The 23,594-nt window shown below is 65.0% G+C and carries 19 protein-coding genes; 13 read left to right on the forward strand and 6 right to left on the reverse strand.

Annotated elements, in window-relative coordinates; translation table 11 throughout:
* Nucleotides 1–111 precede the first annotated feature (111 nt).
* Nucleotides 112–1,599: a hypothetical protein gene (locus tag AB7G19_RS06895; RefSeq protein WP_085400834.1), complete on the reverse strand. Its 1,488-nt coding sequence runs from the start codon at nucleotides 1,597–1,599 to the stop codon at nucleotides 112–114.
* 399 nt (nucleotides 1,600–1,998) lie between these two features.
* Here AB7G19_RS06895 and AB7G19_RS06900 point away from each other — a divergent pair, with 399 nt between their 5' ends.
* Together AB7G19_RS06900 and AB7G19_RS06905 are read left to right on the forward strand one after the other, a co-directional pair.
* The gene (locus tag AB7G19_RS06900) at nucleotides 1,999–2,163 is read left to right on the forward strand and encodes a Flp family type IVb pilin (RefSeq protein ID WP_014492421.1); all 165 of its coding nucleotides are present in this window, start codon (nucleotides 1,999–2,001) and stop codon (nucleotides 2,161–2,163) included.
* 447 nt (nucleotides 2,164–2,610) lie between these two features.
* The gene (locus AB7G19_RS06905) at nucleotides 2,611–3,291 is read left to right on the forward strand and encodes a TetR family transcriptional regulator (RefSeq protein WP_063981105.1); all 681 of its coding nucleotides are present in this window, start codon (nucleotides 2,611–2,613) and stop codon (nucleotides 3,289–3,291) included.
* 151 nt (nucleotides 3,292–3,442) lie between these two features.
* Here AB7G19_RS06905 and pyk read toward each other — a convergent pair whose 3' ends face one another.
* Both pyk and AB7G19_RS06915 read right to left on the reverse strand, forming a co-directional pair.
* On the reverse strand, nucleotides 3,443–4,879 hold the full coding sequence (gene pyk, locus AB7G19_RS06910; RefSeq protein ID WP_085400833.1) for a pyruvate kinase: 1,437 nt from the start codon (nucleotides 4,877–4,879) through the stop codon (nucleotides 3,443–3,445).
* Nucleotides 4,876–5,475 carry a DUF1036 domain-containing protein gene (locus AB7G19_RS06915; protein ID WP_085400831.1) on the reverse strand — a complete coding sequence of 200 codons (600 nt, stop codon included), beginning with the start codon at nucleotides 5,473–5,475 and terminating at the stop codon, nucleotides 4,876–4,878. Before AB7G19_RS06915 ends, pyk begins: the two co-directional genes overlap by 4 nt.
* 180 nt (nucleotides 5,476–5,655) lie before the next feature.
* On the opposite strand from AB7G19_RS06915, the gene AB7G19_RS06920 reads away from it, so the two are divergent.
* The 3 genes from AB7G19_RS06920 to AB7G19_RS06930 all read left to right on the forward strand — a co-directional run bounded on the left by AB7G19_RS06920 (nucleotide 5,656) and on the right by AB7G19_RS06930 (nucleotide 7,009).
* Nucleotides 5,656–5,958 (forward strand): DUF1244 domain-containing protein, encoded by a 303-nt coding sequence (locus AB7G19_RS06920; RefSeq protein ID WP_085400829.1) that lies wholly within the window; start codon nucleotides 5,656–5,658, stop codon nucleotides 5,956–5,958.
* A 198-nt stretch (nucleotides 5,959–6,156) separates the two neighbouring features.
* On the forward strand, nucleotides 6,157–6,429 hold the full coding sequence (locus AB7G19_RS06925) for a DUF2312 domain-containing protein (RefSeq protein WP_014492426.1): 273 nt from the start codon (nucleotides 6,157–6,159) through the stop codon (nucleotides 6,427–6,429).
* Nucleotides 6,430–6,583: 154 nt separating this feature from the next.
* Nucleotides 6,584–7,009 (forward strand): DUF1801 domain-containing protein, encoded by a 426-nt coding sequence (locus tag AB7G19_RS06930; protein ID WP_085400827.1) that lies wholly within the window; start codon nucleotides 6,584–6,586, stop codon nucleotides 7,007–7,009.
* A gap of 979 nt (nucleotides 7,010–7,988) precedes the next feature.
* Here the strand turns inward: AB7G19_RS06930 and AB7G19_RS06935 are convergent.
* The 3 genes from AB7G19_RS06935 to AB7G19_RS06945 all read right to left on the reverse strand — a co-directional run bounded on the left by AB7G19_RS06935 (nucleotide 7,989) and on the right by AB7G19_RS06945 (nucleotide 13,999).
* On the reverse strand, nucleotides 7,989–9,596 hold the full coding sequence (locus tag AB7G19_RS06935) for a DUF882 domain-containing protein (RefSeq protein ID WP_245344057.1): 1,608 nt from the start codon (nucleotides 9,594–9,596) through the stop codon (nucleotides 7,989–7,991).
* Between the two features lie 284 nt (nucleotides 9,597–9,880).
* Nucleotides 9,881–12,136: a L,D-transpeptidase family protein gene (locus AB7G19_RS06940; protein WP_085400821.1), complete on the reverse strand. Its 2,256-nt coding sequence runs from the start codon at nucleotides 12,134–12,136 to the stop codon at nucleotides 9,881–9,883.
* A gap of 366 nt (nucleotides 12,137–12,502) precedes the next feature.
* A complete protein-coding gene (locus tag AB7G19_RS06945; protein WP_085400819.1) occupies nucleotides 12,503–13,999 on the reverse strand; it encodes a sigma-54-dependent transcriptional regulator in 1,497 nt (498 codons plus the stop codon).
* 127 nt (nucleotides 14,000–14,126) lie between these two features.
* Between AB7G19_RS06945 and AB7G19_RS06950 the strand changes: the two genes are divergently transcribed.
* From AB7G19_RS06950 to AB7G19_RS06985, 8 genes are all read left to right on the forward strand, one after another.
* Nucleotides 14,127–16,034 carry a M3 family oligoendopeptidase gene (locus AB7G19_RS06950; protein WP_085400817.1) on the forward strand — a complete coding sequence of 636 codons (1,908 nt, stop codon included), beginning with the start codon at nucleotides 14,127–14,129 and terminating at the stop codon, nucleotides 16,032–16,034.
* 224 nt (nucleotides 16,035–16,258) lie between these two features.
* On the forward strand, nucleotides 16,259–19,246 hold the full coding sequence (locus AB7G19_RS06955; protein WP_441267744.1) for a cell division protein: 2,988 nt from the start codon (nucleotides 16,259–16,261) through the stop codon (nucleotides 19,244–19,246).
* A 140-nt stretch (nucleotides 19,247–19,386) separates the two neighbouring features.
* Nucleotides 19,387–19,539, forward strand: a complete 153-nt coding sequence (locus AB7G19_RS06960; protein ID WP_008136857.1) for an aa3-type cytochrome c oxidase subunit IV — start codon at nucleotides 19,387–19,389, stop codon at nucleotides 19,537–19,539.
* A gap of 138 nt (nucleotides 19,540–19,677) precedes the next feature.
* Entirely contained in the window at nucleotides 19,678–20,805 is a 1,128-nt protein-coding gene (locus tag AB7G19_RS06965) for a Re/Si-specific NAD(P)(+) transhydrogenase subunit alpha (RefSeq protein WP_085400814.1), read from the forward strand.
* Between the two features lie 11 nt (nucleotides 20,806–20,816).
* Entirely contained in the window at nucleotides 20,817–21,134 is a 318-nt protein-coding gene (locus tag AB7G19_RS06970) for a proton-translocating transhydrogenase family protein (protein WP_014492434.1), read from the forward strand.
* Between the two features lie 39 nt (nucleotides 21,135–21,173).
* A complete protein-coding gene (locus tag AB7G19_RS06975; RefSeq protein WP_085400812.1) occupies nucleotides 21,174–22,571 on the forward strand; it encodes an NAD(P)(+) transhydrogenase (Re/Si-specific) subunit beta in 1,398 nt (465 codons plus the stop codon).
* Between the two features lie 20 nt (nucleotides 22,572–22,591).
* The gene (locus AB7G19_RS06980) at nucleotides 22,592–22,762 is read left to right on the forward strand and encodes a hypothetical protein (RefSeq protein WP_201266166.1); all 171 of its coding nucleotides are present in this window, start codon (nucleotides 22,592–22,594) and stop codon (nucleotides 22,760–22,762) included.
* A 21-nt stretch (nucleotides 22,763–22,783) separates the two neighbouring features.
* Complete coding sequence (locus AB7G19_RS06985) at nucleotides 22,784–23,584, forward strand: alpha/beta hydrolase (RefSeq protein ID WP_085400810.1); 801 nt, start codon at nucleotides 22,784–22,786, stop codon at nucleotides 23,582–23,584.
* Nucleotides 23,585–23,594: the final 10 nt, after the last annotated feature.

A 23,594-nucleotide genomic window follows, 5' to 3' on the forward strand; every position in this document is an offset into this window, starting at 1 on the left:
CTTGACGACCGCCTTGGGTCAAACGGCGAAATGGCCGGAGTGCGTGCCTAAGTCCGCTTCACATCTTTTAGCGAACGTCGCATCTGAGAGGACACGCCTGAAGCTACGTCCTCACTTCGACGGCACCGCAGCTCCGTCAGCATTGTCCCGCACATGGATCACCGCGATGTCATCCGTATAGATCCGCTTCCAGCCCTTGAGCTGGTCGAGGATTTGCGGGCCCGGCGCATCGGCGACCAATAGCGTCGCGTCGATCTTGTACTGGTCGAGCAGGCGCGGCAGCAGCTCGGGCTTCTTGCCTTCCGTCGCCTTGAAGAAGTCCATGACGAACTTTTCGCCATAGAGCTCGGCGCGGCCGTCGACGTAAACAGGGACGTCGCGCGAGATCAGATAGCCGCCGAACTGATAGGCGTTGAAGATGCGCTGCACCCTGAGTTTTTCGAGCAGGTCGACCGCCGCAACCGGCGTCTGGGCCATCGTGAACGTGAAGCGATGGTGTCCCATGTAGAGCGAGGTCGAGGTCCAACTCGCGGCCACGATCATGAGCGCACCGAGCGCGGTGACATAGCGGGCCGGCCAGCGGTCGGCGCCGGCTGTGTCCGCTGGCGGGCGCGCGAACATCTCGCCGAGCGGCTTTGCCAGCACCAGCGGCACCAGGAAGGCGAAGGCCTCGATATTCCTGACATGGGTCAGCGCGCTCCAGGTCAGGAACAGGATCAGGAAGATCCGCGGCGCCGACAGCACGAGGCCGCGATAATAGCCGAGCGCGATCAGGCCGAGCAGTGCGCCTTCGAACCCGGTGAAGGTGGCAAAGTTCGCCGGCATCCATTCGAAGATCAGTGACAGCAATTCGCCGAGGCTGAGGATGTTGGTTGCGCCCATCAGCGTCCGCCAGCCGTACGGCGTGCAGCAGGCAGCGATCAGCGCGCCGACGCCGAACAGCACCCAGCGCATGAACAGCTTCAGCCGCTGTCCCTTCTCGGCATGCTCGACCGCTTCGAGCGAGATCGGACCGATCAGTGCGAGGCCCAGCACGAAGCCGCCATGTAAATTCGCCCAGAGCGCTATCAGCGGCAGCCAAGTCCAGGACGGCGCGCTTCTGCGGTCGGCAGCCGCCATCAGCAGGCCGACCCACGCCACCATGACGGGCAGCGCCAGAATATGCGGACGCGCCAGCACGTGATGGATCGACAGCAGCAACGCCAGCATCGCGAACAGCACCGCGCGCGGCGCCTCGATCTGCGCGTCGAGCAGATAGACGAAGACTGCAGCGGTGAGCGCCATCCCGGTCGCGGTGAGGATGACCGGACCTGCCCAGCCCCATTGCGCGTAGGAGAAAGCGAACAGCACCTGCGACAGCCACGACGTCGAGATCCAGGATTCTCCTGGGCGCGTGAAGGAATAGAAGTCGGTGTAGGGCAGGGCGCCGTGATCGAGGATCCATTGCCCGATCCTGATCTGCCAGAACGAGTCGGAGTCCTGAAGCAGCGTGTCGCCGACGAAGAGGAAGAACAGATAGGTGCCGGCACCGACGCAGAGCGGCAGCAGTGCTCGCGCGCGGCTCTGCACCGCAATGCTGTTGGCAAAGGAAAGTGACATGCCGCCTCGTCGTCCTGCTTGTTCTTGTCGGCCGGAGCATGATCCGGAAAAGTGTGTAGCGGTTTTCCGAGAAGATCATGCTCAAACAATAACCTGAAGCGCGATGAACGATTCATCTCGTCGTGCTTCAGGCCGAGCGGGCGGCATTGGACCATGCGCGGTCATAACTTCGGGTAAATCGCGCCTCCGCGGCATTGCCGCGGATAGCTGCGATTTAACGGATTGTTTTCAATTCTCCTTTACCATCGTCGAATACGTGCAATCCGCTTCGTGTTTCCGCAGTCGAATTAACTGCGGCGCAATTCTTTGCCTCTAGGTTCGGTTCCATGGTCGGGCGGCGCTGGGAAGCCGAGAAGACCAGACCATTTGTAAGCCACGTGTACTCTTTGGGAGCAGTCTATGAAGAACCTCGTTTCGCGTTTCGTGAAGGACGAATCCGGCGCCACCGCCATTGAATACGGCCTGATCGCTGCCGGCATCGCGCTCGCGATCATCACCGTCGTCAACAACCTCGGCAGCTCGCTGAACACCAAGTTCGGCTCGATCTCGTCCAGCCTCAAGTAAGACCGGACGATCTGAGAGTTTCGAGAGCCCCGTCCCGGACGGGGCTCTTTTCTTTTGCGGGGTGGTGAGCCGGAGGCTGCTCGGCCTGCATGGTTCGCCCGGCGATGCGGAGCATCGTCCGGAGATGCCCGCTTTGGTGGGCTCCTCACCAAGAGGGTCTGATATCTTGCCGCGAAACGCGACCTCATCCTGAGGGCACGCCGTAGGCGGGCGTCTCGAAGGATGGGCCCGCAGGCAAGCTTCCCCGCACGTTCTTCTTCAAAGCCCTCCAGCCGGCGTCACCAGGCTGGGGCTCCCGTCCGTCCGGCGTGACGTTCTACGCATTTGCATCTTGTCATTCACTTTGAATAGTTGTTCAGTCCTTGCGGGACGATTTGCATCTATTGCAGGGACGACGCGTTCGGCCGCGCGGGGCGTGCGGCTGGCGTGTGGGACAGGAAGCGCGCCATGGTTTATCGGCGAACGCATCAAGTGGTGAAGCGCCTTGCGGCCAGGCGCAGTGCGATCCTTGCTGCGGCGCGGGAAGCTGCGGCGGAAGGCGGGATGGCTGCGGTGCAGATCGCGCCGGTTGCTGTCCGGGCCAGTGTCGCGGCCGGAACGGTCTACCGCTACTTCCCGTCCAAGTCCGAGCTGATCTCCGAATTGATAGCCGAGGTGTCGCGCGACGAGCTCGCGGCGATCCGCCGGGCGGCCGATGCCGCGCCCGGCCCATCCTCGGCGCTGGCGGCGGCCGTCACCACCGTGGCGGTCCACACGCTGTCGCAGCGCAGGTTGGCCTGGGGCATCCTGGCCGAGCCGGTCGACGTCGATGTCAGCGCGTCCCGCCTCGCCAGCCGCCGCGAGATCGCCGGCGAGATGGCCGCGCGGATCGACGCCGCCGTGCGGGCCGGCCATTTGCCTGCGCAGGATACCGCGCTGGCCGCCACCGCGCTGTTGGGGGCGCTGCATGAGGCTCTGGTCGGGCCGCTCGCGCCCGATAATCTCGACGATCCCGCCAGGATGCGCGATGCGGTGCAGACCGTGACGCTGCTGGCCCTGCGCGCAGTCGGTGTGATGGACGCCCGCGCCCGCGGTCTGGTGGTGCAGCAGACGCTGCTGCCGACCGCGAAAGCGCTGGTCGGGGCCTGAAGAGCAGGTCGCGGCCGGGGCCGAGACCTGATTCCGCTCAGGTCATTGCCCGAGCGCGCCTTTCCACAAAACCCGAGCACCTTCGCCGGCAACGCCGGCTACTGTGCATGGGGTTGTTTTCGTCTTTTTTTGTTTGCCGGGCTCCCGCGGACTAGATATCCGCGCCGCCCTCAGGGCCGACCGAGGCGATGCGTACCATGTTGGTGGTGCCGGGAATGCCGAGCGGCACGCCGGCGACGATGATCACGCGCTGGCCGGCGCGGACAAAACCGTCGCGGAAGGCGATCTGGCCGGCGCGGCTTACCATGTCGTCCTGGTCGCGCGCGTCTTCCGCCACCACACAATGCACGCCCCAGACCACCGCCAGCCGGCGTCCGGCCGCGATGTTGGGCGTGATCGCCACGATCGGCGGCTTCGGCCGCTCGCGCGCGACGCGCACCGCGGTCGAGCCCGAGCTGGTCCAGCAGATCAGGGCCGGCAGATCGAGCGTCTCGGCGATCTGGCGGGCGGCGTCCGCGATGGCGTCGCCGGCGGTGGATTCTGGCGCGGGGCGCTGCGCGGTGAGCACGGAACGATAAATCGGGTCGCGCTCGACCTCTTCGCCGATGCGGTTCATGGTCGAGACCGCCTCGACCGGGAATTTGCCGGCCGCCGATTCCGCCGACAGCATGATGGCGTCGGCGCCTTCATAGACGGCGGTGGCGACGTCCGAGACTTCGGCGCGGGTCGGCACCGGCGACTGGATCATCGATTCCAGCATTTGGGTTGCGATCACCACCGGCTTGCCGGCGCGGCGCGCCATGCGCGTCATCTGCTTCTGGAGGCTCGGCACACGCTCCAGCGGCAGCTCGACGCCGAGATCGCCGCGCGCCACCATCAGCGCGTCGGAGGCCTCGATGATCTCGGCGAGGCGGTCGATCGCCTGCGGCTTCTCGATCTTGGCCATCACGGCGGCGCGGCCGCGGATCATCTTCTTGGCCTCGATGACGTCGTCGGCGCGCTGCACGAAAGATAGAGCGATCCAGTCGACGCCGGTGACCAGCGCGGCCTCGAGGTCGGCGCGGTCCTTCGGCGTCATCGCCGAGACCGGCAGGTCCGTATCCGGCAGGCTGACGCCCTTGCGGTCGGACATCCGGCCGCCGACCACGACGCGGGTCACCGCGTGCTCTTTCGAGGTCTCTTCGGCCATCAGCCGCACCTTGCCGTCGTCGAGCAGCAGCGCATGGCCGGGCCTGAGTGCTGCCAGGATCTCCGGATGCGGGAGATTGACGCGCGTGGCATCGCCCGGCGCCTTGTTGGAATCGAGCGTGAAGATCTGGCCGTTCTGGAGCTGGACCGCGCCTTCCGCGAAGGCGCCGAGCCTGAGCTTCGGGCCCTGGAGATCGACCAGGATGCCGATCGGCCGGCCATAACTGCTCTCGACGTTGCGGATCGTCGCGACCAGCTCCCGCATCTTGTCATGCGGGGTGTGGCTCATATTGATGCGGAACAGATCGGCGCCGGCCTCGAACAGGCGGCGGATCATCGCGAGGTCCGAAGAGGCAGGTCCCAGGGTCGCGAGAATCTTGATACGGCGAAGACGCCTCATGGCTTATTTCCAGACGGTGGCGAGGGGGCTGGCGGAAGGCCAGGCGCGGCGGGGGGCGTACCACCGGGCGGACTATTGGGCAAACCCGGAACGCCGCCACCCGGGCCGACCGGGCCCGGCAGGCCGGGCACGCGCTGCTGCTGTGACGGCTGCTCGTTGGCGTCGGTGAGCTGAACCGTCCAGGCCCGCTGCTCGCCGGTATCGACCTCGAAATAGCCGGTCCGGTCGTAGCCGCGCGCGAGGCAATCCTCGGTGCCGCGGATGGTGAATTCCTTGTCGCGCGAGCACATGAAGGCCTGGCCCGACCATTCGCCGCCGCGGTCGTAGTCGATCGCGTAGATGTAATAGTAGCGGGCGACCAGCGTTCCCCGCAGCAGGGTCTCGCAGGAGCGGGACGAGATGTTCCACCAGCCCTCGGTGGTCCAGCCCTCGGCGTCCTTGTAGCCGAGCGCAATGCCGACCCGGCTCGAGGTGTTGTTGCAAAGCCGGAAGTCGGCGGAGGCCGGGCTGGCCCACAGGCACAGCAGGCCAACCACCAGCACCGGGACCAACCGGGCGAGCAGGCGAAGGGGGACGCGGGGAGATTCGGCGATCATTGTCGCGGAACGTATACCAGATGATTGACGATTTGGCGTAGGGCCGGGGAACCGGCCTTCGGGTTGGCTCTGGCGCCGTTTGCGCCGTGATATGGCAAAATCTGTGACAAGGGCCCACCTGATCCCGTAAGGGTGACCCCCATCGGGGGCAGAACCAATTCAGGCCGAAGGGATCCAGCCATGGCAATCGACGACAAAACCAGAACGGAGCTCGAGGCGGCCGCTTTCCGGCGCCTGGTCGATCATCTGAAGACGCGGACCGACGTCCAGAACATCGATCTGATGAATCTGGCCGGCTTCTGCCGCAACTGCCTGTCCAACTGGCTCAAGGACGCCGCCGACGCCCAGGGCGTGAGCTTAAGCAAGGACGAGAGCCGCGAGGCCGTCTACGGCATGCCCTACGAGACCTGGAAGGCGAAGCACCAGGGCACGGCCACGCCCGAGCAGATCGAGGCGATGAAGAAGGTCCATCCCGGGCACTGAACGGCCTCGCCGGCAGTCTGGCGGTGAGTCGCACCACACAACTTCTTTCTTGGCCTCGCCGCAGGAAGGTGTGGGCGCGCTGTGGACGAGCGCGATGCTGCCTTGAACGCGAGAGCGGCGAACCCTAAGGGTCAACCAGCACGCGCGGTGAGGATGCCGGCGTCACCTCGTTTTGCCAGTTCCATTGGGAGTACCAAGATGGCCACCTCCGCCGCCGTCCGCGACGACGAGCCCGCGACGAAATTTGCCAAGGACCAGCTCAAATCCATCATCGAGCGCATCGAGCGGCTGGAGGAAGAGAAGAAGGCGATCTCCGACGACATCCGCGACGTCTATGCCGAGAGCAAGGGCAATGGCTACGACGTCAAGGCGCTGCGCACCATCGTGCGCATGCGCAAGCAGGACCCGAACGAGCGCGCCGAGGCCGAGACGATCCTCGAGACCTATATGCAGGCGCTGGGAATGCTCTGAGGCGTCTTGCGCCTCAAGCACTGCTGCCGTAGCCCGGATGGAGCGCAGCGAAATCCGGGTTCTCGCAGTATGGAAGCATTCCCCGGATTACGCTTTCGCTCCATCCGGGCTACAAGCGTGGCGTGTTGCACTTCGTTTGTGAACGGAGACCGCTGTGACTGCGCCGCCGCTGCCGCGCGAGGTGGACCGTGCCTTCCGCGCCCTTCCGGCGCCGATCGGCAAGCGCTTGCTCCAGGTACGTGAGCTGATCTTCGCGACCGCTGCGGCACATCACGATGTCGGCAAGCTCACCGAGACCCTGAAATGGGGCGAGCCGGCTTACCTGACCGATGAGACCGGCAGCGGCAGCACGATCCGGCTCGGCCGCCTCAAGGACTCCGAGCACGCCGCCATTTTGTTCAACTGCAAGACGACGCTGGTCGATACGTTCCGCGAGCGCTTTCCCGATGAGTTCGAATATCGGCAGACCAGGGCTTTGCTGTTGCCCCTATCCGGCGCGCTGCCGAAGCAGGAGCTCACCGTCTGCCTCTCGCTGGCGTTGACATATCATCTGGATCGGCGGGTCAGGAAAGCGAGATAGAAGCTGCAGGCTTCGACACTGTAGTCTTGGAAGTGGCGAGGACGCCATTGCGCCGGTCCGGCACGCAGCCTCGATCCGCAAGATTGTCGGTCTCGGTCTCAATTGCCGCGTCCGCGTTTGGCGTCTCGTCGGGCCTGCGCCCGCTTGTTGGCCTGCGAGACTCTTCCGATTTTTTCCGGTGGGAGTTTCTTGAGCCGGCGACGGCTTGGGATGGACCGCATGCCGTCATGCGAAGTTGGGGTCGTCCGCGGGCGAGAAAACTGACGCGCCCGACGGAGTGCTAACGCCCGTCGCGCCGCTTCCCCGAGCTCCCGTCGTGCTTCAAACTTCCGGATGCGCCTCAGCTCGTTCTTGACGCGCTTGATGGCGGCAGCGAAAACCGATTGGCGCCGGTTTGCATGCTCTGCCGTGCCGGAGAAACTCTTGCCGCGCGGGTCGGCTGTTCCCTTTGTTTCGCGGCGTCGATGCCGCGACAATGTACGCTCCCTGTCGCGCAGATCCCGAAGTCGGGCGCGAAGGCTCTCAAGTCCATCGCGCTCCATCTCTCCGACCACGGGATGGTGCGTACTCAATATGACTTCGCGCTCGTCGTGGTTCAGAAGGCTGAGCTCAGACTTGCATGGAACTGACATCGCATGCTCCTACTTCGCTGTGGCGACTTCCCTTTATGCGGCGCCGCTGCGGAAACGCGGAACACCAAGGCTAACGCAATCGCGTCCTCGGACTTTGTCATCGCGTCCGTTCTGGGCGCATTGCCACAATGCGCGTTTGGAATGCGTAGCGATACCGGGTGGATTACCCGTTGGAAGTGGGGGAATCTCCCTTAGTGCAGATGCGCACCAGGCCGGGACGACACTTGAGCGTGTGGCGCTGTCGTGCCCCAGGATTGCGCGGAGCCTGTCATCGGGCGGCGCTTCGCGCCGACCCGTTGGCTTCATCCCGGCTTGCGGGACTACCGAACGGCGTGAGGGGAAAGATCTCAGCGCAGCGCGGCGGTGCGCACCACGAACGACGTCGTCTCGAGCTTCGCGGTCGCGCTGCCCGTAAAACTGTCGCAGGACAGGCCCTGCATCGGATCGTCGGCAAAGCCCATCGCGATTACGGCCTGCGGTTTGACGAAATAGCCGCGCAGGGCAACGGTATCGAGCTCGCCCATCAGCGTCACCGACATCGCGCGGCTGGCGCTCGGCGACAGCATCACGATCTTGAGCCAGATGCTCTCGCCCCTGGCGGCGGAGAGGCGGGTCGCGGTTGCGATCCTGCCGTCGATGCTCTTGCCGACCACCGTGTTGATCTCGGTCGCGGGCGCAAGGCCGCGCGTCGCGGCAACGGGGCGGCCTGTGCGCGGGATCGGCGCGGAGGCGGCGACGACGTTGGCGCGGTCGACCGGGGAGGCGGACGCCGGCGCATAGGCCAGCGCCTGATAGGCCGCGCTGGAGACGCTCGCGGTCGCTTGCGGCTCGGTGGCGGCGGCGAGCGCCTGGCGGGCCTTCAGCGCAGCCACTTGAGCTGGCGTCGCCTGCTGCGGGGTCGCAGGGGTATCCCAGAAGCCGCGGGCATTGATGATGTCGGCCGGGGTCTCGGGCTTGCCGGCTGCCGGCTTGTCAGCCACGGGCGCGGGCTTCGGCTTGGGCGGTGCAACGAGCTGCGCATCGGCCGAAGCGAGCTGGATCGCAGCGGCGATCTGCGGCTTGGCGCGCGGTGTCGGCACCGGATCGGCCGGTTTGGCCGCGGCGGCAACCACGGTCGGCGCAACAGGCTTCGCGGCCGGGGCGGGCGCGCCCTCGTCATCCTCGTCGCTGCTCGTGGCGGCGGGAGCCGACTTGCTCTTGAACAGAGCGGCAAAGAAACTCGGCTTGCTGCCGGAATCGTCGCCGGTGCCGCGGCGCTCGATGTCGGCCTTGGCCAGCTCATAGCCCTTCAGCGGCGTGCCGTCGGTCGGAACGTGGACCGTGCGGCCATCCGGGAACACGCGGGCGAGCTGGTCATGCGTCATGCGCGGCCAGTGCCGGATGCTGCCGGTATCCAGATGGACGAAGGGCGAGCCGGAGGTCGGATAGAAGCCGACGCCGCCGCGCTGCAGGCGCAGGCCGGCGAAGCGGATCTGCTCCAGCGGCACGCCCGGAATGTGGAAGTCCATCGCATGCCCCAGCATGTGCTGGCTGAAGCGCGCCACACCCGAAGAGCGGCGGCGGAGCATCGCGTTGGTGGCGGGGGAGCGGTAGGAGGAGATGATCTGGATCGGCTGCTTGCCGTCGACGTCGCGATAGACTTCCCAGAGGATGTCGAACAGGCGGCGGTCCATGACCGTCTCGTCCTGGGTCCGCCAGTCGCGCAGGAAGTGGTTGAGCTGCTTCAGCGCGGCCTCGTCGAAGCGGCCGTCGCGCTTGAAGGTGACGGTGAGGTCTTCGCCGGAATGGGTGTGGTGGAACGAGAGCGTCTTGGTCTCGTTCAGCGCAGCGGCGTCATGGACCGAGCCCGCGGCAGCAAGCAGCAGTGCGGAAGCGAGGCCGATCCGGGATCCGGCCTTCACTCCCGCATGGGACAACGACAGCACTGCGAATTTGCGTGCGAGACCAGTCAGCACGAATGAGCCCACCCAGTCGACGAGCGTTCAAAATGGACTCTCCCGGCAACCCCGTTAGCGCGCGAAAGAGGATGAACGCTTTCTTAAAGCGAGAAGGTTAATTCGAGGTTGACCTTCCCGACCCCAAACCAAGTCACAATACGAACCTAAGCGGTTCAGTGTGGCAAAAAAACGCCCGCTGCCGGAGTTCGGGTGGAGAATGGTTAACGTTAAACGACCCCATCCAGGGGGATGAGGTCGCTGATCTTACTAGAGAATTTCCGGCAAAGCCCTGTCGGGAGGCCTCAGCGGGTAAACACCCGCTGCTGCTGCGGCCGGCGGCCGACCGGAGCCGGCGGCGGGGTCGGGGCCCCGAACAGGCGCTCGAAGAAGTTCGGACCCGACGAGCCGAAGCTGCTGCCACCGTTGTTGGCGACCGCAACGCCCGAGGGCAGCGTCGTCGCCGGGCGCGAATAGCTCGGCTGGGAGTGTGCGACGACGTTCTCGAGATCCTTGCCGCGGCTGTTCTTCAGGATGTTGATCATGGTCGCGTCACGGCCATAGACGTCCTTGCGGATTTGCAGCTTGCCGCCATCGTCCACGAACGCGGTCTGATAGGTGATGTTGACCGGGATCGGCGTCGGGAATTTCAGGTCGATCTCGCTCTTGCCGTACATGCTGCGCACGCGCTCCGGCGTGTACTTCTCGTTCGGCATGGCGATGTTGAGCAGCACGGAGGCGTACTGATCCGGATTCTGCACGCGCATGCAGCCATGGCTGAAGGCGCGATCGTCCCTGGCGAACAGGTTCTTGTCCGGCGTGTCGTGCTGATAGACCAGGAACTTGTTCGGGAAGTTGAAGCGGATGCGGCCGAGCGCGTTGGCTTCACCGGGCGGCTGCGAGATGTGCACGGAGCCGTCGCGGTTCTGCTCGAGCTTGAGGCCCATGCGCTGGAGCACGGTCGGGTCCTGCTGAAGCGCCGGCAGGTATTCGTTGTAGACGATCGACGGCGGCACGTTCCAGGTCGGATTGACCGTGATGTATTTCATCGTCTCGGTGAGCAGCGGGGTCGCATGCGTGCCCGGCTTGCCGGTGACGACGCGAGTGGTCCAGACCTGCTGGCCACGCTGCATCACCTTCAGTGTGTAGTCAGGAATATTGAGGATGACATAGGCATCGCCCAGCGAGGGGACGCCGAGGTCGCGCGGCAGCCAGCGCCAGCGCTCCATGTTCACCAGCACAACGTCGATCTGCTTGTCGCGCTTCGGCGTGTTGATCGCCTTGACGGTCTTGTCGTCGAGGATGCCTGTTACCTTCATTTCGGCGCCGCTCTGGAATTTGCGCACGGCTTCGGCGACGGTGGCGTCATAGCGGGTGTCGCTGGCGTTCTCGGCGAGACCGAGCTTGGCGCGGAGCTGCGGCACGCGCGGATCGTCAACGACGATTTCAGCCTGCTTCTTGCCGGCCGGGGTGTATTTCAGCGCCGGACCGTCGGCGATCTCGATCACCGGGCCGCTGCCCTGGCCGCGCAGCTCGGCGAGCTTGGCCTTCAGCTCCTTGTAGAGCTTCTGCGGCGGGTTGTAGCCGTCGAGCGCTGCGGAGGCGTCGGCTGCGGTCGTGACCTTGGCGAGCACCTCGCTCGGATCGACCGGATGCTCGGGATAGAGGATGTCGCCGCTGACCTGCGACCAGTGCATGCGGCCGCTCTGGGCCTGGCGCGCATAGTCAAACATGCTGGCGGTGAGCTTCAGCTCGGCATCAGCGAGCGCATCGGGCGTCGTGGCGGCGGCGAAATCCGGCACCGGGTAGTCGGCGGGATTGAGGCCATCGGAGGCCGCATCCTTCAGCCGCGTGATCACGCCCTTGGCCGCAGCGGTCAGGCTGCCGGCCTGGGTCCAGACCGGCGCGAAGTCGCGTGCACCGTAAAACTTCTCGATCGCGGCGCGCTCGTTCTTGCGGTCGAAATGGCGCGAGGTCTTGGCGCCGATGATGTCCTTCAGCTTGTCGGCGACCGGCTGGTCGGCGGCGGGAACGTTGCTCGCGGCCTTCACCGGCTCGGCGGCCGGAGCCGCAGCGGGGGCCGCAGGCGCGGCCGGCGTTGCCGTCGCGGTGTCGGCCTTTGCCGGTTCGGATTTGGCAGGCTCGGTCTTCGCGGCCTCGGACTTGGCGGCCTCGGACTTCGCGGGCTCGGTCTTGGCGGGCTCGATCTTGGCGGTTTCGCTCTTCGGCGCCTCAGCTGCAGGCGTGGTGGCGACGTCGGAAGGCTTGGTCTCGACCTTGTCGGGGGCCGGTGCGGCTTCGGCCTTCACCGGTTCCTTGGCCGGCTCCTTTGCGGAGTCCTGAACCGTCGCCGTGGTGTCGAGCTTGATATCGGATGCGGTCGGGGGCGGGACGTTTGCGGGCTCGGGGCGCGGGATCGCGGCTTCGATCGCGAGTTCGGCGGCGCTGCTGCGCGCCTGATCCTGCGCCAGAGCCGAGCTGGCCGATACCGTGAGGAAGGTCGCCGCGACCGTCATCAAGACGCGGTCAAAGCCCGCACGGTGGTTCAAACAGTCACGCATTGTGTCGCACCCCTCGGGTGAACTGTCCCTCGTGGAACAGCTTCATTATCGCCTAATGAGCTTCGGGCTAAACTGCGCCGGCCGCTCGAAAGTTGCACGCCTGCACGCAACAATTCATACGCGGACGAACGAATCCTACGCAGACGATATACAGGCCCCGTTTGGGCGGCCAGCGCTACCCGGGACAACTCACGACAAACTGACTTCAAGAAAGCCCGTTTGCAACGGATTGTGCGGCTTTGGCAGACGCTTTTCCATGTGTCTGTCACTTCCAAGTCACGGTTCACGCCGCAGCCGGATTTTGCCGTAATGCGAAGGGCTTGCGGCGTCATCGCGACGCCAGGCAAACCTCCGTTCGCATGAGGCTCAGGGCGTCTCCTCACCGCTTTTGCCGCCATGTCCGGGAACCCCGGCTTCGTCGAGCTTGCGGTAGAGCGTGGACCGGCCGATCTTGAGGCGGCGGGCGACCTCGGACATCTGCCCCCGATAATGCGAGATCGCGAAGCGGATGATCTCGTTCTCCATGTCGTCCAGCGGGCGGACGTCGCCGGTGGGGGTCAGCATGGAAAGGGCCCCCGCCAGCGGCAGCGGCGCGATCGGTATTTCACCACCCGACACCACCGAGGGCGCCGCGATCGGCTCGAGCATCAGCGGCGCGGTCGGGATGTCGGTCTCGAGATGCGGCTGCGAGGTGAGCAGGGGGAAGTCGGCAAGGTCAAGCTGGTCGCCCTCGCTCATCACCACCGCGCGGTAGACCGCGTTTTCGAGCTGGCGGATGTTGCCGGGCCAGTCGAGCTGGGCGAGGTGCGCCACGGCCTCGCCGCTGATGCCGGTGATGAGGCGATTCTCCTCGGCGGCAAAGCGCGCCAGGAAATGCCGGAGCAGATACGGGATGTCCTCACGCCGCGCCCGCAGCGAGGGGATCGTCAGCGGCAGCACGTGGAGGCGATAGAACAGATCTTCGCGGAAATGGCCCTGCTTCACCCGCTCCAGCAGCCTGCGGTTGGTCGCGGAGATGATCCGGACGTCGACCTTCAACGGCTTGCGTCCGCCGACCGCTTCGACCGCGCCTTCCTGAAGTGCGCGCAGCAGCTTGACCTGTGCGGTGAGCGGCAGCTCGCTGACCTCGTCCAGGAACAGCGTGCCGCCATGAGCCTCGACGAACTTGCCGGTGTGCCGTTCGGTGGCGCCGGTGAAGGCGCCCTTCTCGTGGCCGAACAGGATCGACTCGACCAGATTGTCGGGGATCGCGCCGCAATTGACCGCGACGAACGGCTTCGCCTTGCGCTCGCCGCTGCCATGGATGGCGCGTGCGAACATCTCCTTGCCGACGCCGGACTCGCCCTCGATTAGCACAGGGATCGACGAGCCCGCGGCCTTCTGCGCGGCGCGCATCACGGCCGCCATCGCCTCGGCGCGGGTGATGATGTCGGAGAAAGTCAGCCGGCCCTCGCGGCTGTGACGGATGCGCTGCAACTCGCCCTTGAGCGCGGAGGCATTGAGTGCGTTGCGCAGAGAGACCTGGAGCCGCTCCAAGCCAACCGGCTTGACGACGAAATCGGCCGCGCCCGCGCGCATCGCCGAGATCACGTTGTCGATGCCGCCATGGGCGGTCTGCACGATGACGGGGACGCCGAGGCCGGCCTCGCGGATTTTCGCCAGCACGCCCATGCCGTCGAGGCCGGGCATCACGAGATCGAGGATGACGGCGTCGATCGCCGGTGCATCGGGGGCGGTGAGGGCGGCGATCGCGGCGTCGCCGGAGTCCACGACGACCGTCTCATAGCCGCATTTCTGCACCATGTTCTCGACCAGCCGGCGGGCTACTGCGTCGTCGTCGGCGATCAAAATACAGGCAGCCATGGTGTTCCCCGCACGCTACTACTATCTGTCTCGAATCGGGTCACTCTGGCCGAAGCCGATTAACGCACTCTTAAACCTTGATGCCCCCGCCCGCCGTTGCGCTTGTTGAACACAGGTTTCCCACACAATGAATTCGCGCTCCAAATCTGCTCTCAAGAAATCTGCCTCCAGCAAGCCCGCTCTCCGCAAGCCAAGCACCAGGAAATCCGCCGCCAAGGCAAAGTCCTCCAAATCTTTGCCCGCAAAGCCTGCGGGCAAGACCGGCAGGCTTCCGGAGTGGAACCTCGCCGACCTCTATTCCGGGATCGATGCGCCGGAAGTGGCGCGCGATCTCGAAAGGATGGACGCCGATTGCGTCGCGTTCGAGACCGACTACAGGGGCAAGCTCGCCACAGGGACAGCAAACGAAGATGGCGGAAAATGGCTCGCCGAGGCGGTGCGACGCTATGAGGCGATCGACGATCTCGCCGGCCGTCTCGGCTCCTATGCCGGCCTCGTCCATGCCGGCGACAGCGTTGATCCCAAGATTTCAAAGTTTTACGGCGATGTCTCGGAGCGGCTGACGGCGGCGTCCACGCATCTCCTGTTCTTCGCGCTCGAGCTCAACCGCGTCGATGACGATATTTTGAACCGCGCGATGCAGGCCGCCGAGCTCGCGCATTACCGCCCCTGGATCGAGGATCTGCGCAAGGAGAAGCCGTACCAGCTCGACGACAAGCTCGAGCAGCTCTTCCTGGAGAAGTCGCAAACCGGCTATTCCGCCTTCAACCGGCTGTTCGATCAGACCATCTCGGGCCTGCGCTTCAAGGTCGGCGCCAAAGAGCTCGCGATCGAGCCGACGCTCAATTTCCTGCAGGACCGTGACGGCACAAAGCGCAAGGCTGCGGCCGAAGCGCTGGCCAAAACCTTCAAGGCCAATGAACGCACCTTTGCGCTGATCACCAACACGCTCGCCAAGGACAAGGACATCTCCGACAATTGGCGCGGGTTCAAGGACGTCGCGGATTCTCGGCATCTGAGCAATCGCGTCGAGCGCGAGGTGGTGGACGCGCTGGTCGCCTCGGTGCGCGCGGCCTATCCAAAGCTGTCGCATCGCTACTATGCGTTGAAGGCGAAGTGGTTCGGCAAGAAGCGGCTGGCTTATTGGGACCGCAACGCGCCGCTGCCGTTCGCCGCGACCGGCGTCATCGGCTGGCCCGATGCGCGCAACATGGTGCTGACGGCCTATCGCGGCTTCTCGCCAAAAATGGCCGATATCGCCGAGCGCTTCTTCACCGATCGCTGGATCGACGCGCCGGTGCGTCCGGGCAAGGCGCCGGGCGCGTTCTCGCATCCGACCACGCCGTCGGCGCATCCTTACGTGCTGATGAACTACCAGGGCAAGCCGCGCGACGTGATGACGCTCGCGCATGAGCTCGGCCATGGCGTGCACCAGGTGCTGGCCGCGAAGAACGGCGCGCTGATGGCGCCGACGCCGCTGACGCTGGCCGAGACCGCGAGCGTGTTCGGCGAGATGCTGACCTTCCGGCGGCTGCTGGCGCAGACCAAGAGCGCCCGGCAGCGCCAGGCGCTGCTCGCCGGCAAGGTCGAGGACATGATCAACACCGTGGTGCGGCAGATCGCGTTCTATTCGTTCGAGCGCGCGGTCCACACCGAGCGCAAGAACGGCGAGCTCACCGCGACGCGGCTCGGCGAGATCTGGCTGTCGGTGCAGGGCGAGAGCCTCGGGCCGGCGATCGAGATCAAGGCGGGCTACGAGAACTACTGGATGTACATCCCGCACTTCATCCACTCGCCGTTCTACGTCTACGCCTATGCCTTCGGTGATTGTCTCGTGAACTCGCTCTACGCCGTCTACGAGAATGCGGCCGAGGGCTTTGCCGAGCGCTACCTCGACATGCTCGCCGCCGGCGGCACCAAGCATTATTCCGAGCTGCTGCGACCGTTCGGACTCGATGCCAAGGATCCCAAATTCTGGGACGGCGGTCTCTCGGTCATCGCCGGGATGATCGACGAGCTCGAGGCGATGGGCTGAGGCGAAGCGCGAGTTCCTTCCCGGCGCACGGAATGCGGGTGTCGCAAGTTTTTGTGGCCCCCAGTTCCATCCATGCGCGCGGGCGACCTTCGCGGCGGAGGCCGGCAATTTGCTACGTGCGATTGAACGTTCGCGCGGCCCGCAAGACTAACTCAACAGATACTCGAAAGATGATTTTCTACTATTGATTGTGGATTGATCGGTTTCTCCCTGGGGAGGCACCCATGCTCCATCAAGGGCCCGCCACGCCGGTTCCGATGGCGAGAAATGCTGCCGCCGTCGATCAGGAAACGCCCTGGTGCGAGAAGCACCATCAGATCGTCTGCGATGAGATCGAGGCGATCAACACCCGCCGCGAGCCGGAACGGCGCCTCGATGCCGATGGCCTGCAACCCTGCCAGTTGCTCGACGTCACAGGGCTTGCGTTGTCCGGCGGTGGCATTCGCTCGTCGGCCGTTTGCCTCGGCGTGCTCCAGGCACTGAACCACCACAACCTGATCGGCCGGATCGACTATCTCTCCACCGTGTCGGGCGGCGGCTATATCGGCACCTCGCTCAGCGCCACCATGACAACCGCACGGCGCTTTGTGTTCGGCGAGAGACCCGCCGGCGGAACCGTCACGTCCGCCGAGATCAGCGATACGCCGTCGGTCGGACACCTGCGCAACTATTCCAACTATCTGATCCCCGCCGGTGCCCGCGATCTTCTGACCGGAGTTGCGATCGTCGTGCGGGGACTGGTCGCCAATATCGGGTTGACGTTACCCATCGTGCTGCTGCTTGCCGCCGTCACCATCTGGTCGACGCCGCTACGGAGCTGCCTGACGGATGCGAACATCTTCGGCATCAGTCTCAACAACAGGTCGTTGTGCGAGCTGCATGATTTCAGCGACATCGATCGTTACGGTTTCAGCACATTCGGCCTGGTCGTCGCGCTGGTGATGTTCGCTTGCAGCGGGCTCGCCTATTTCACCTCCCGCTCGGTCCGCGGCAGCGGTCCCAGTGTCGTGTTCGCCTATATTGGCGGGATCGCGCTGTTGCTGGGCGTCGCGTGCGACTTCGCGAGGTTTCTCAAGGTCCAGCATTTTGCGCTGAGCCTGTCGATCGCAATCATCGGCGGCGTCCTGTTCTTCGGATGGGCGCTCAAGCAGTCGCTCGCGAGCCCCGGCAAGCGGCAGGAGTTCCGTTCGCACTGGCCGAGCATGGGCGCGACCTTCCTGGTGCTGCTGGCGGTGATCGCCTTCTTCGAGTTTCAACCCTTCATGCTGGAGCAGATGTTCGATGTCGCCGAGAGCAGCGCAATCGGTGGACCGGCTGCTGCGGTTGCGATCACCTGGATCAAGTCGCTCGCGGCGGTGGCTGCGCCAATCGGCGTCTTCGTCACCGCGTTCAGGCAGCAATTCGTGGAATTGCTGAAGGGCAACAGCGCATCCTCGCAATGGGGTTCGCTTGTGCTCGCGGTCGTCGCCAAGGTCGCGCTATGGATCGCGGGTCTTGCGCTTCCGCTCGTCATCTGGGTCGCATACCTCTATCTGTCCTATTGGGGCATCGCCAACGACCTGTTCGAGAGGTGTCCGTCCGTCATGGGCGCAACCTCCCAGCGAGAGTGCCTGGTCAATGCCAAATCGAACGCGCCGTCCGGAAGCCTCGCAGGCAGGATTCAGTTCGATGTCAGCAAGGGGACCTTGTCGGCGGAAATCACGCCGAAAGCCGCACCGCAGGTCGTGGCAGATGCCGAGCAGTTGACGCCGACCTGGCACACGCCCGCCTGGCTCCTGTTTCTGGCTCAGAAAGCGGGGCAGGTGGTTCAGGTGCGTTTTCCCAGCCTGTTCCAAGGGAACGCTTCGGAGCTCGCCTACTCCTACAGTCTGCACATGGTGATCCTCTACACGTTCGCCGGCGTGCTGCTGTTCGCCATCTCGTTCTGCCTGACGCCGAATGCGAACTCGTTGCACCGGCTCTATCGCGATCGCCTGAGCAAGGCCTTCCTGTTCGATCCGACGCGTTCGGCCGACGGGCGCGTCGCGCCCGTCGAAGCCAGTCTCGACCAGGGGCGCGATTTCAAGGCGCTCGACCGCATGAAGCTGACGGATCTCTACGCGGCTCCGGCCGCGACGGCCCGGACTCCAGGGCAGCCGGCTAAGCCGAAGCTGCACGCGCCCTATCAGCTCATCAATACGGCGCTGAATATTCAAGGCTCCGACTTTGCCAACCGGCGCGGACGCAACGCGGACTTCTTCGTGTTCTCCGCCCTGAACGTCGGCAGCGAGGCGACGGGCTATGCGCCCACCGCTCTGGTGCAGGACGACGAGCAAAGTCTCGATCTCGCCACCGCAATGGCGATTTCCGGAGCCGCGGCCTCCTCGAACATGGGTTCGAGCTCGATCAAGGCGCTGACGCCCACGCTTGCGCTCCTCAACGTCCGGCTCGGCTATTGGCTGAAGAACCCGCGTTACGTCGATGAGCGTGTCCGGCCGCAGCGCCGCTCCACGCCGATCTATTTCTGGTCGGAGATCTCGGGGCGCCTGTACGAGAACAGCGACAGCGTCTATCTGACGGACGGCGGTCATATCGAGAATCTCGGCGTCTACGAGCTGTTGCGCCGCCGCTGCAAGGTGATCATCGCGGTCGATGCGGAAGCCGATGCGCCGATGAATTTCGGTTCCCTGATGACGTTGCAGCGTTACGCCCGCATCGATCTCGGCGTCCGCATCGACCTGCCATGGACGCCGATTCGCGAGCGCACGCGTGCGCTGATGGCGCGCAATGCCGACAAGGCGGGTGATCCCGGCGCGGCCGACGAGCGCGACGACATTGCCCGAGACCACGTCCACGTCGCGATCGGCACCATCGACTATGGAGGCGACGAGCAGGGTTATCTCGTTTACGTCAAATCGTCGCTCAATGGCGACGAGAACGACTACATCCGGGACTACGCGCGGCGAAACGACCGCTTCCCGCACGAGACCACGGGTGACCAGTTCTTCTCGGAGGAGCAGTTCGAGGTCTACCGCGCGCTGGGCTTCCACATGGCGCACGGTTTCCTGTCCGGGGACAATCCGGTCGCGGTCGGGGCCGGCGTCGATCCGCATATGGCCCGATTCACTGAAGCGGGCGAGCCGGCGATCGACGCGGTCCGCGAGGCGCTCGGTCTTCCGGTACCTCGGCGGCAAACTGCGAGCGTCACCGCCACGATGATCGATCAGGGCTGAGCAGCGCGACAGCCGGATTCCCGGCAATCGGAATTCCAAATCACCTGATTTGCCCGAAAACCGGCCATCGGTGCCGTTGCCCTGCCCGAAGGTTTGCGGTATCCCAGCCCAAGAATTCGACTTTCGACTGGGGACAATACATGGCTGACCATAGCGAAGTGGCGTACACCACCGCCGACGGCAACGACTACGTTGCCCACGAGCAGACCTATGAGGGCTTCATCAAGCTGGTGAAGTACGGCACGGCCTCGGTCGCGCTCATCGTGATCCTGATGGCGATCTTCCTGACCTGACCTATCGGCAGCTGCACACGTCAGCAGCAGCTGCCGCCTACAAAACTTGCATCCAAGCCGGTCTCAAAACCGGTATCGAACGCTGCGGGAGTAACGCTTAAGTTTGCGCGCGCGCTGTCCCGCGTCGCCGGAGGGCCTATGAAGATCGCCGTTGCCAAGGAAATCGATCCGTCGGAGCCGCGTGTTGCCGCTTCGCCTGATACGGTGAAGAAGTTCAAGGCGTTGGGCGCCGAGATCGCCGTCGAGCCGGGCGCCGGCCTCAAATCGGGCCTGCCGGATTCCGAATTCACCGCCGTGGGCGCCACCGTCAGCGCCGATGCGCTGAAGGACGCCGACATCATCATCAAGGTGAAGCGTCCCGAAGCCTCCGAGCTCGCACAGTACAAGCGCGGTGCGCTCGTCATCGCCATCATGGACCCCTACGGCAACGAGGCCGCGCTGAAGACGATCGCCGATTCCGGCGTCTCCGCCTTCGCGATGGAACTGATGCCGCGCATCACCCGTGCGCAGGTGATGGACGTGCTGTCGTCGCAGGCGAACCTTGCCGGCTACCGCGCCGTGATCGAGGGGGCCGAGGCCTTCGGCCGCGCCTTCCCGATGATGATGACCGCCGCCGGCACCGTGCCCGCCGCAAAGGTGTTCGTGATGGGCGTCGGCGTTGCCGGCCTCCAGGCGATCGCGACCGCGCGCCGTCTCGGCGCCATCGTCACCGCGACCGACGTGCGGCCCGCGACGAAAGAGCAGGTGGAATCGCTCGGTGCGAAGTTCCTCGCCGTCGAGGACGAGGAGTTCAAGAACGCGCAGACCGCCGGCGGCTACGCCAAGGAAATGTCCAAGGAGTACCAGGCCAAGCAGGCCGCGCTCACCGCCGAGCACATCAAGAAGCAGGACATCGTCATCACCACTGCGCTCATTCCGGGCCGGCCGGCGCCGAAGCTCATCAGTGCTGAAATGGTCAAGTCGATGAAGCCGGGGTCGGTGCTGGTCGATCTCGCCGTCGAGCGCGGCGGCAATGTCGAGGGCGCAAGGCCGGGCGAGGTCGCCGACGTCGATGGCATCAAGATCGTCGGCTACACCAACGTCGCCGGCCGCGTCGCGGCCTCGGCCTCCAGCCTCTACGCGCGCAATTTGTTCAATTTCATCGAGACCATGGTCGACAAGACAGAGAAGAAGCTCGCCGTGAACTGGGACGACGAGCTCGTCAAGGCCACCGCCCTGACCAAGGACGGCGCGGTGATCCACCCGAACTTCCAGCCGAAGGTTTAAGGAGAGCCGCCATGGAGCATGCAGCACAGGTCGTCGACCCCTTCATCTTTCGGCTGTCGATCTTCGTCCTCGCCGTCTTCGTCGGTTATTTCGTGGTGTGGTCGGTGACGCCGGCGCTGCACACGCCGCTGATGAGCGTGACCAACGCGATCTCCTCGGTGATCGTGGTCGGCGCGCTGCTCGCCGGCGGCGTCGCCAATGTCTCGAGCGGCTCGGGCTGGGCACGCGCCTTCGGCTTCGTCGCGCTGATCTTCGCCTGCATCAACATCTTCGGCGGCTTCCTTGTCACCCAGCGCATGCTGGCGATGTACAAGAAGAAGTCGAAGTAAGCGGCCACCTCGGGCTGATGGGATCAATGGGGACCTGAGATGAGCGCCAACCTCTCTGCATTTTTGTATCTCGTGGCGGGAGTGCTGTTCATCCTGTCGCTACGCGGGCTGTCGAGCCCGGCTTCGTCGCGCCAGGGCAATCTGTTCGGCATGATCGGCATGGCGATCGCGGTCGCCACCACGCTCGCCAACCATCCGCCGGCAGACGGCCTCGCCTGGGTGCTCGTCATCGTCGGCATCGCCATCGGTGCCGCGATCGGTGCGGTGATTGCCCGCCGCGTGCCGATGACCTCGATGCCGGAACTGGTCGCCGCCTTCCACTCGCTGGTCGGCATGGCCGCGGTGCTGGTCGCCGCCGGTGCGTTCTACGCGCCGGAAGCCTTCGACATCGGCACCCCCGGCAACATCCATCCGCAGAGCCTGGTCGAGATGTCGCTCGGCGTCGCCATCGGCGCGCTGACCTTCACCGGCTCGGTGATCGCGTTCCTGAAGCTGTCCGCGCGCATGAGCGGCGCGCCGATCATCCTGCCGTTCCGCCACGCCATCAATATCGTGCTCGCAGTTCTGCTCGTCGTCTTCATCGTCGGGCTGGTGATGTCGGGCAGCGCGCTGGACTTCTGGCTGATCGTCATCATCGCGCTGGCGCTCGGCGTGCTCATGATCATCCCGATCGGCGGCGCCGACATGCCGGTCGTGATCTCGATGCTGAACTCCTATTCCGGCTGGGCCGCGGCCGGCATCGGCTTCACGCTGGGCAATTCCGCGCTGATCATCACCGGCGCGCTGGTCGGCTCGTCGGGTGCGATCCTGTCCTACATCATGTGCCACGCGATGAACCGGTCCTTCATCTCGGTCATCCTCGGCGGCTTCGGCGGCGAGACCGCCGCGGCCGGCGCTGGCGGCGGCGAGCAGAAGCCCGCCAAGCTCGGTTCGGCCGACGACGCCGCCTTCATCATGAAGAACGCGCAGAAGGTCATCATCGTGCCCGGCTACGGCATGGCAGTGGCGCAGGCCCAGCACGCGCTGCGCGAAATGGGCGACATCCTGAAGAAGGAAGGCGTCGAGGTGAAGTACGCCATTCATCCGGTCGCGGGCCGCATGCCCGGCCACATGAACGTGCTGCTCGCCGAGGCCAACGTCCCCTACGACGAGGTGTTCGAGCTTGAGGACATCAATTCCGAATTCGCGCAGGCCGACATCGCCTTCGTGATCGGCGCCAACGACGTCACCAACCCGGCGGCCGAAGAGGACAAGACCTCGCCGATCTACGGCATGCCCGTCCTCCAGGTCTGGAAGGCCGGCACCGTGATGTTCATCAAGCGCTCGCTCGCCTCGGGCTATGCCGGTATCGACAATCCGCTGTTCTATCGCGACAACACCATGATGCTGCTCGGCGACGCCAAGAAGGTCACCGAGAACATCGTCAAGGCGATGTAGCGCGGGAAGGCGAGCGGACCGTGGCCCTGAACAAGGAGTGGCACCGGTCCCATCGCATGCCACCGAAGGCGACACGCGAGCAGCGTGTCGCATGGCACGTCGCCCATGCGGCGGCGTGCGGCTGCCGCGAGATTCCCTTGGGCATCCGGCCGAACGTCCTCAAGCTGCTCAAGAGCCGCCGCAAGTCCTGAACTCCGGAATGGCGGGCCGCGATGACATTCCTGAAATGGACCGCCACCATCCTTGCGGCCGGCTACCTCGCCGGTCTCGTCCTGCTGTTTGCCAAACAGCGCGCCATGCTGTTTCCGATACCGACGGCCGAGCGCACGGCGCCCGCTGCCGCGGGACTTCCAGACGCCGAAGAGCATGTCCTGACGACGTCTGACGGCGAGAAGGTCATCGTCTGGCACGTGCCGCCAAAGCCTGGCCGTGCCGTGGTGTTGTTCTTCCACGGCAACGGCGATTCTCTCGCCGGCCTTGCCGGCCGCTTCAAGGCGATCACGGCTGACGGCACCGGTCTTGTCGCGCTGTCCTATCGCGGTTACGCGGGCTCCAGCGGCGCACCGGGCGAAGATGGCCTGCTGCGCGATGGCGCGGCTGCGTACGCGTTCGCGACGGCGCGTTATGACGCCCGGCGCCTCGTCGCCTGGGGCTTCTCGCTCGGGACCGGCGTTGCAGTCGCCATCGCCTCCGAACATCCGGTTGGGAAGCTGATCCTCGAGGCGCCCTATACGTCGATCGCCGACGTCGCCGCCGCGCATTTCTGGTTCGCTCCGGTTCGCCTCCTGATCCGCGACCCCTTCCACTCGGATGAGCGCATCGCACGCGTCACGGCGCCGCTCCTGATCATGCATGGCGCGCAGGACCAGACCATCCCGATCGCATTCGGCGAGAAATTGTTTGCGCTGGCCCGCGAGCCGAAGCAGTTCGTCCGCATTCCCGGCGGCGGGCACGACGATCTCGGCAGCTTTGGCGCCATCGAGATCGCGCGAAACTTCATCAATGGGTCCTGAGGGCTGACGG

The organism is Bradyrhizobium sp. 215_C5_N1_1 (genome assembly GCF_052075935.1).
GTDB classification, from domain to species: Bacteria; Pseudomonadota; Alphaproteobacteria; order Rhizobiales; family Xanthobacteraceae; genus Bradyrhizobium; species Bradyrhizobium barranii.

Bases quoted from the DNA above. Each gene is read 5' to 3' on its own strand.
- AB7G19_RS06975 (WP_085400812.1), top strand. From the start codon at position 21,174: ATGAGCGCCAACCTCTCTGCATTTTTGTATCTCGTGGCGGGAGTGCTG.
- AB7G19_RS06895 (WP_085400834.1), bottom strand. From the start codon at position 1,599: ATGTCACTTTCCTTTGCCAACAGCATTGCGGTGCAGAGCCGCGCGCGA.
- AB7G19_RS06960 (WP_008136857.1), top strand. From the start codon at position 19,387: ATGGCTGACCATAGCGAAGTGGCGTACACCACCGCCGACGGCAACGAC.
- AB7G19_RS06915 (WP_085400831.1), bottom strand. From the start codon at position 5,475: ATGATCGCCGAATCTCCCCGCGTCCCCCTTCGCCTGCTCGCCCGGTTG.
- AB7G19_RS06905 (WP_063981105.1), top strand. From the start codon at position 2,611: ATGGTTTATCGGCGAACGCATCAAGTGGTGAAGCGCCTTGCGGCCAGG.
- AB7G19_RS06945 (WP_085400819.1), bottom strand. From the start codon at position 13,999: ATGGCTGCCTGTATTTTGATCGCCGACGACGACGCAGTAGCCCGCCGG.
- AB7G19_RS06950 (WP_085400817.1), top strand. From the start codon at position 14,127: ATGAATTCGCGCTCCAAATCTGCTCTCAAGAAATCTGCCTCCAGCAAG.
- AB7G19_RS06940 (WP_085400821.1), bottom strand. From the start codon at position 12,136: ATGCGTGACTGTTTGAACCACCGTGCGGGCTTTGACCGCGTCTTGATG.
- AB7G19_RS06955 (WP_441267744.1), top strand. From the start codon at position 16,259: ATGCTCCATCAAGGGCCCGCCACGCCGGTTCCGATGGCGAGAAATGCT.
- AB7G19_RS06920 (WP_085400829.1), top strand. From the start codon at position 5,656: ATGGCAATCGACGACAAAACCAGAACGGAGCTCGAGGCGGCCGCTTTC.
- pyk (WP_085400833.1), bottom strand. From the start codon at position 4,879: ATGAGGCGTCTTCGCCGTATCAAGATTCTCGCGACCCTGGGACCTGCC.
- AB7G19_RS06900 (WP_014492421.1), top strand. From the start codon at position 1,999: ATGAAGAACCTCGTTTCGCGTTTCGTGAAGGACGAATCCGGCGCCACC.
- AB7G19_RS06925 (WP_014492426.1), top strand. From the start codon at position 6,157: ATGGCCACCTCCGCCGCCGTCCGCGACGACGAGCCCGCGACGAAATTT.
- AB7G19_RS06970 (WP_014492434.1), top strand. From the start codon at position 20,817: ATGGAGCATGCAGCACAGGTCGTCGACCCCTTCATCTTTCGGCTGTCG.
- AB7G19_RS06985 (WP_085400810.1), top strand. From the start codon at position 22,784: ATGACATTCCTGAAATGGACCGCCACCATCCTTGCGGCCGGCTACCTC.
- AB7G19_RS06965 (WP_085400814.1), top strand. From the start codon at position 19,678: ATGAAGATCGCCGTTGCCAAGGAAATCGATCCGTCGGAGCCGCGTGTT.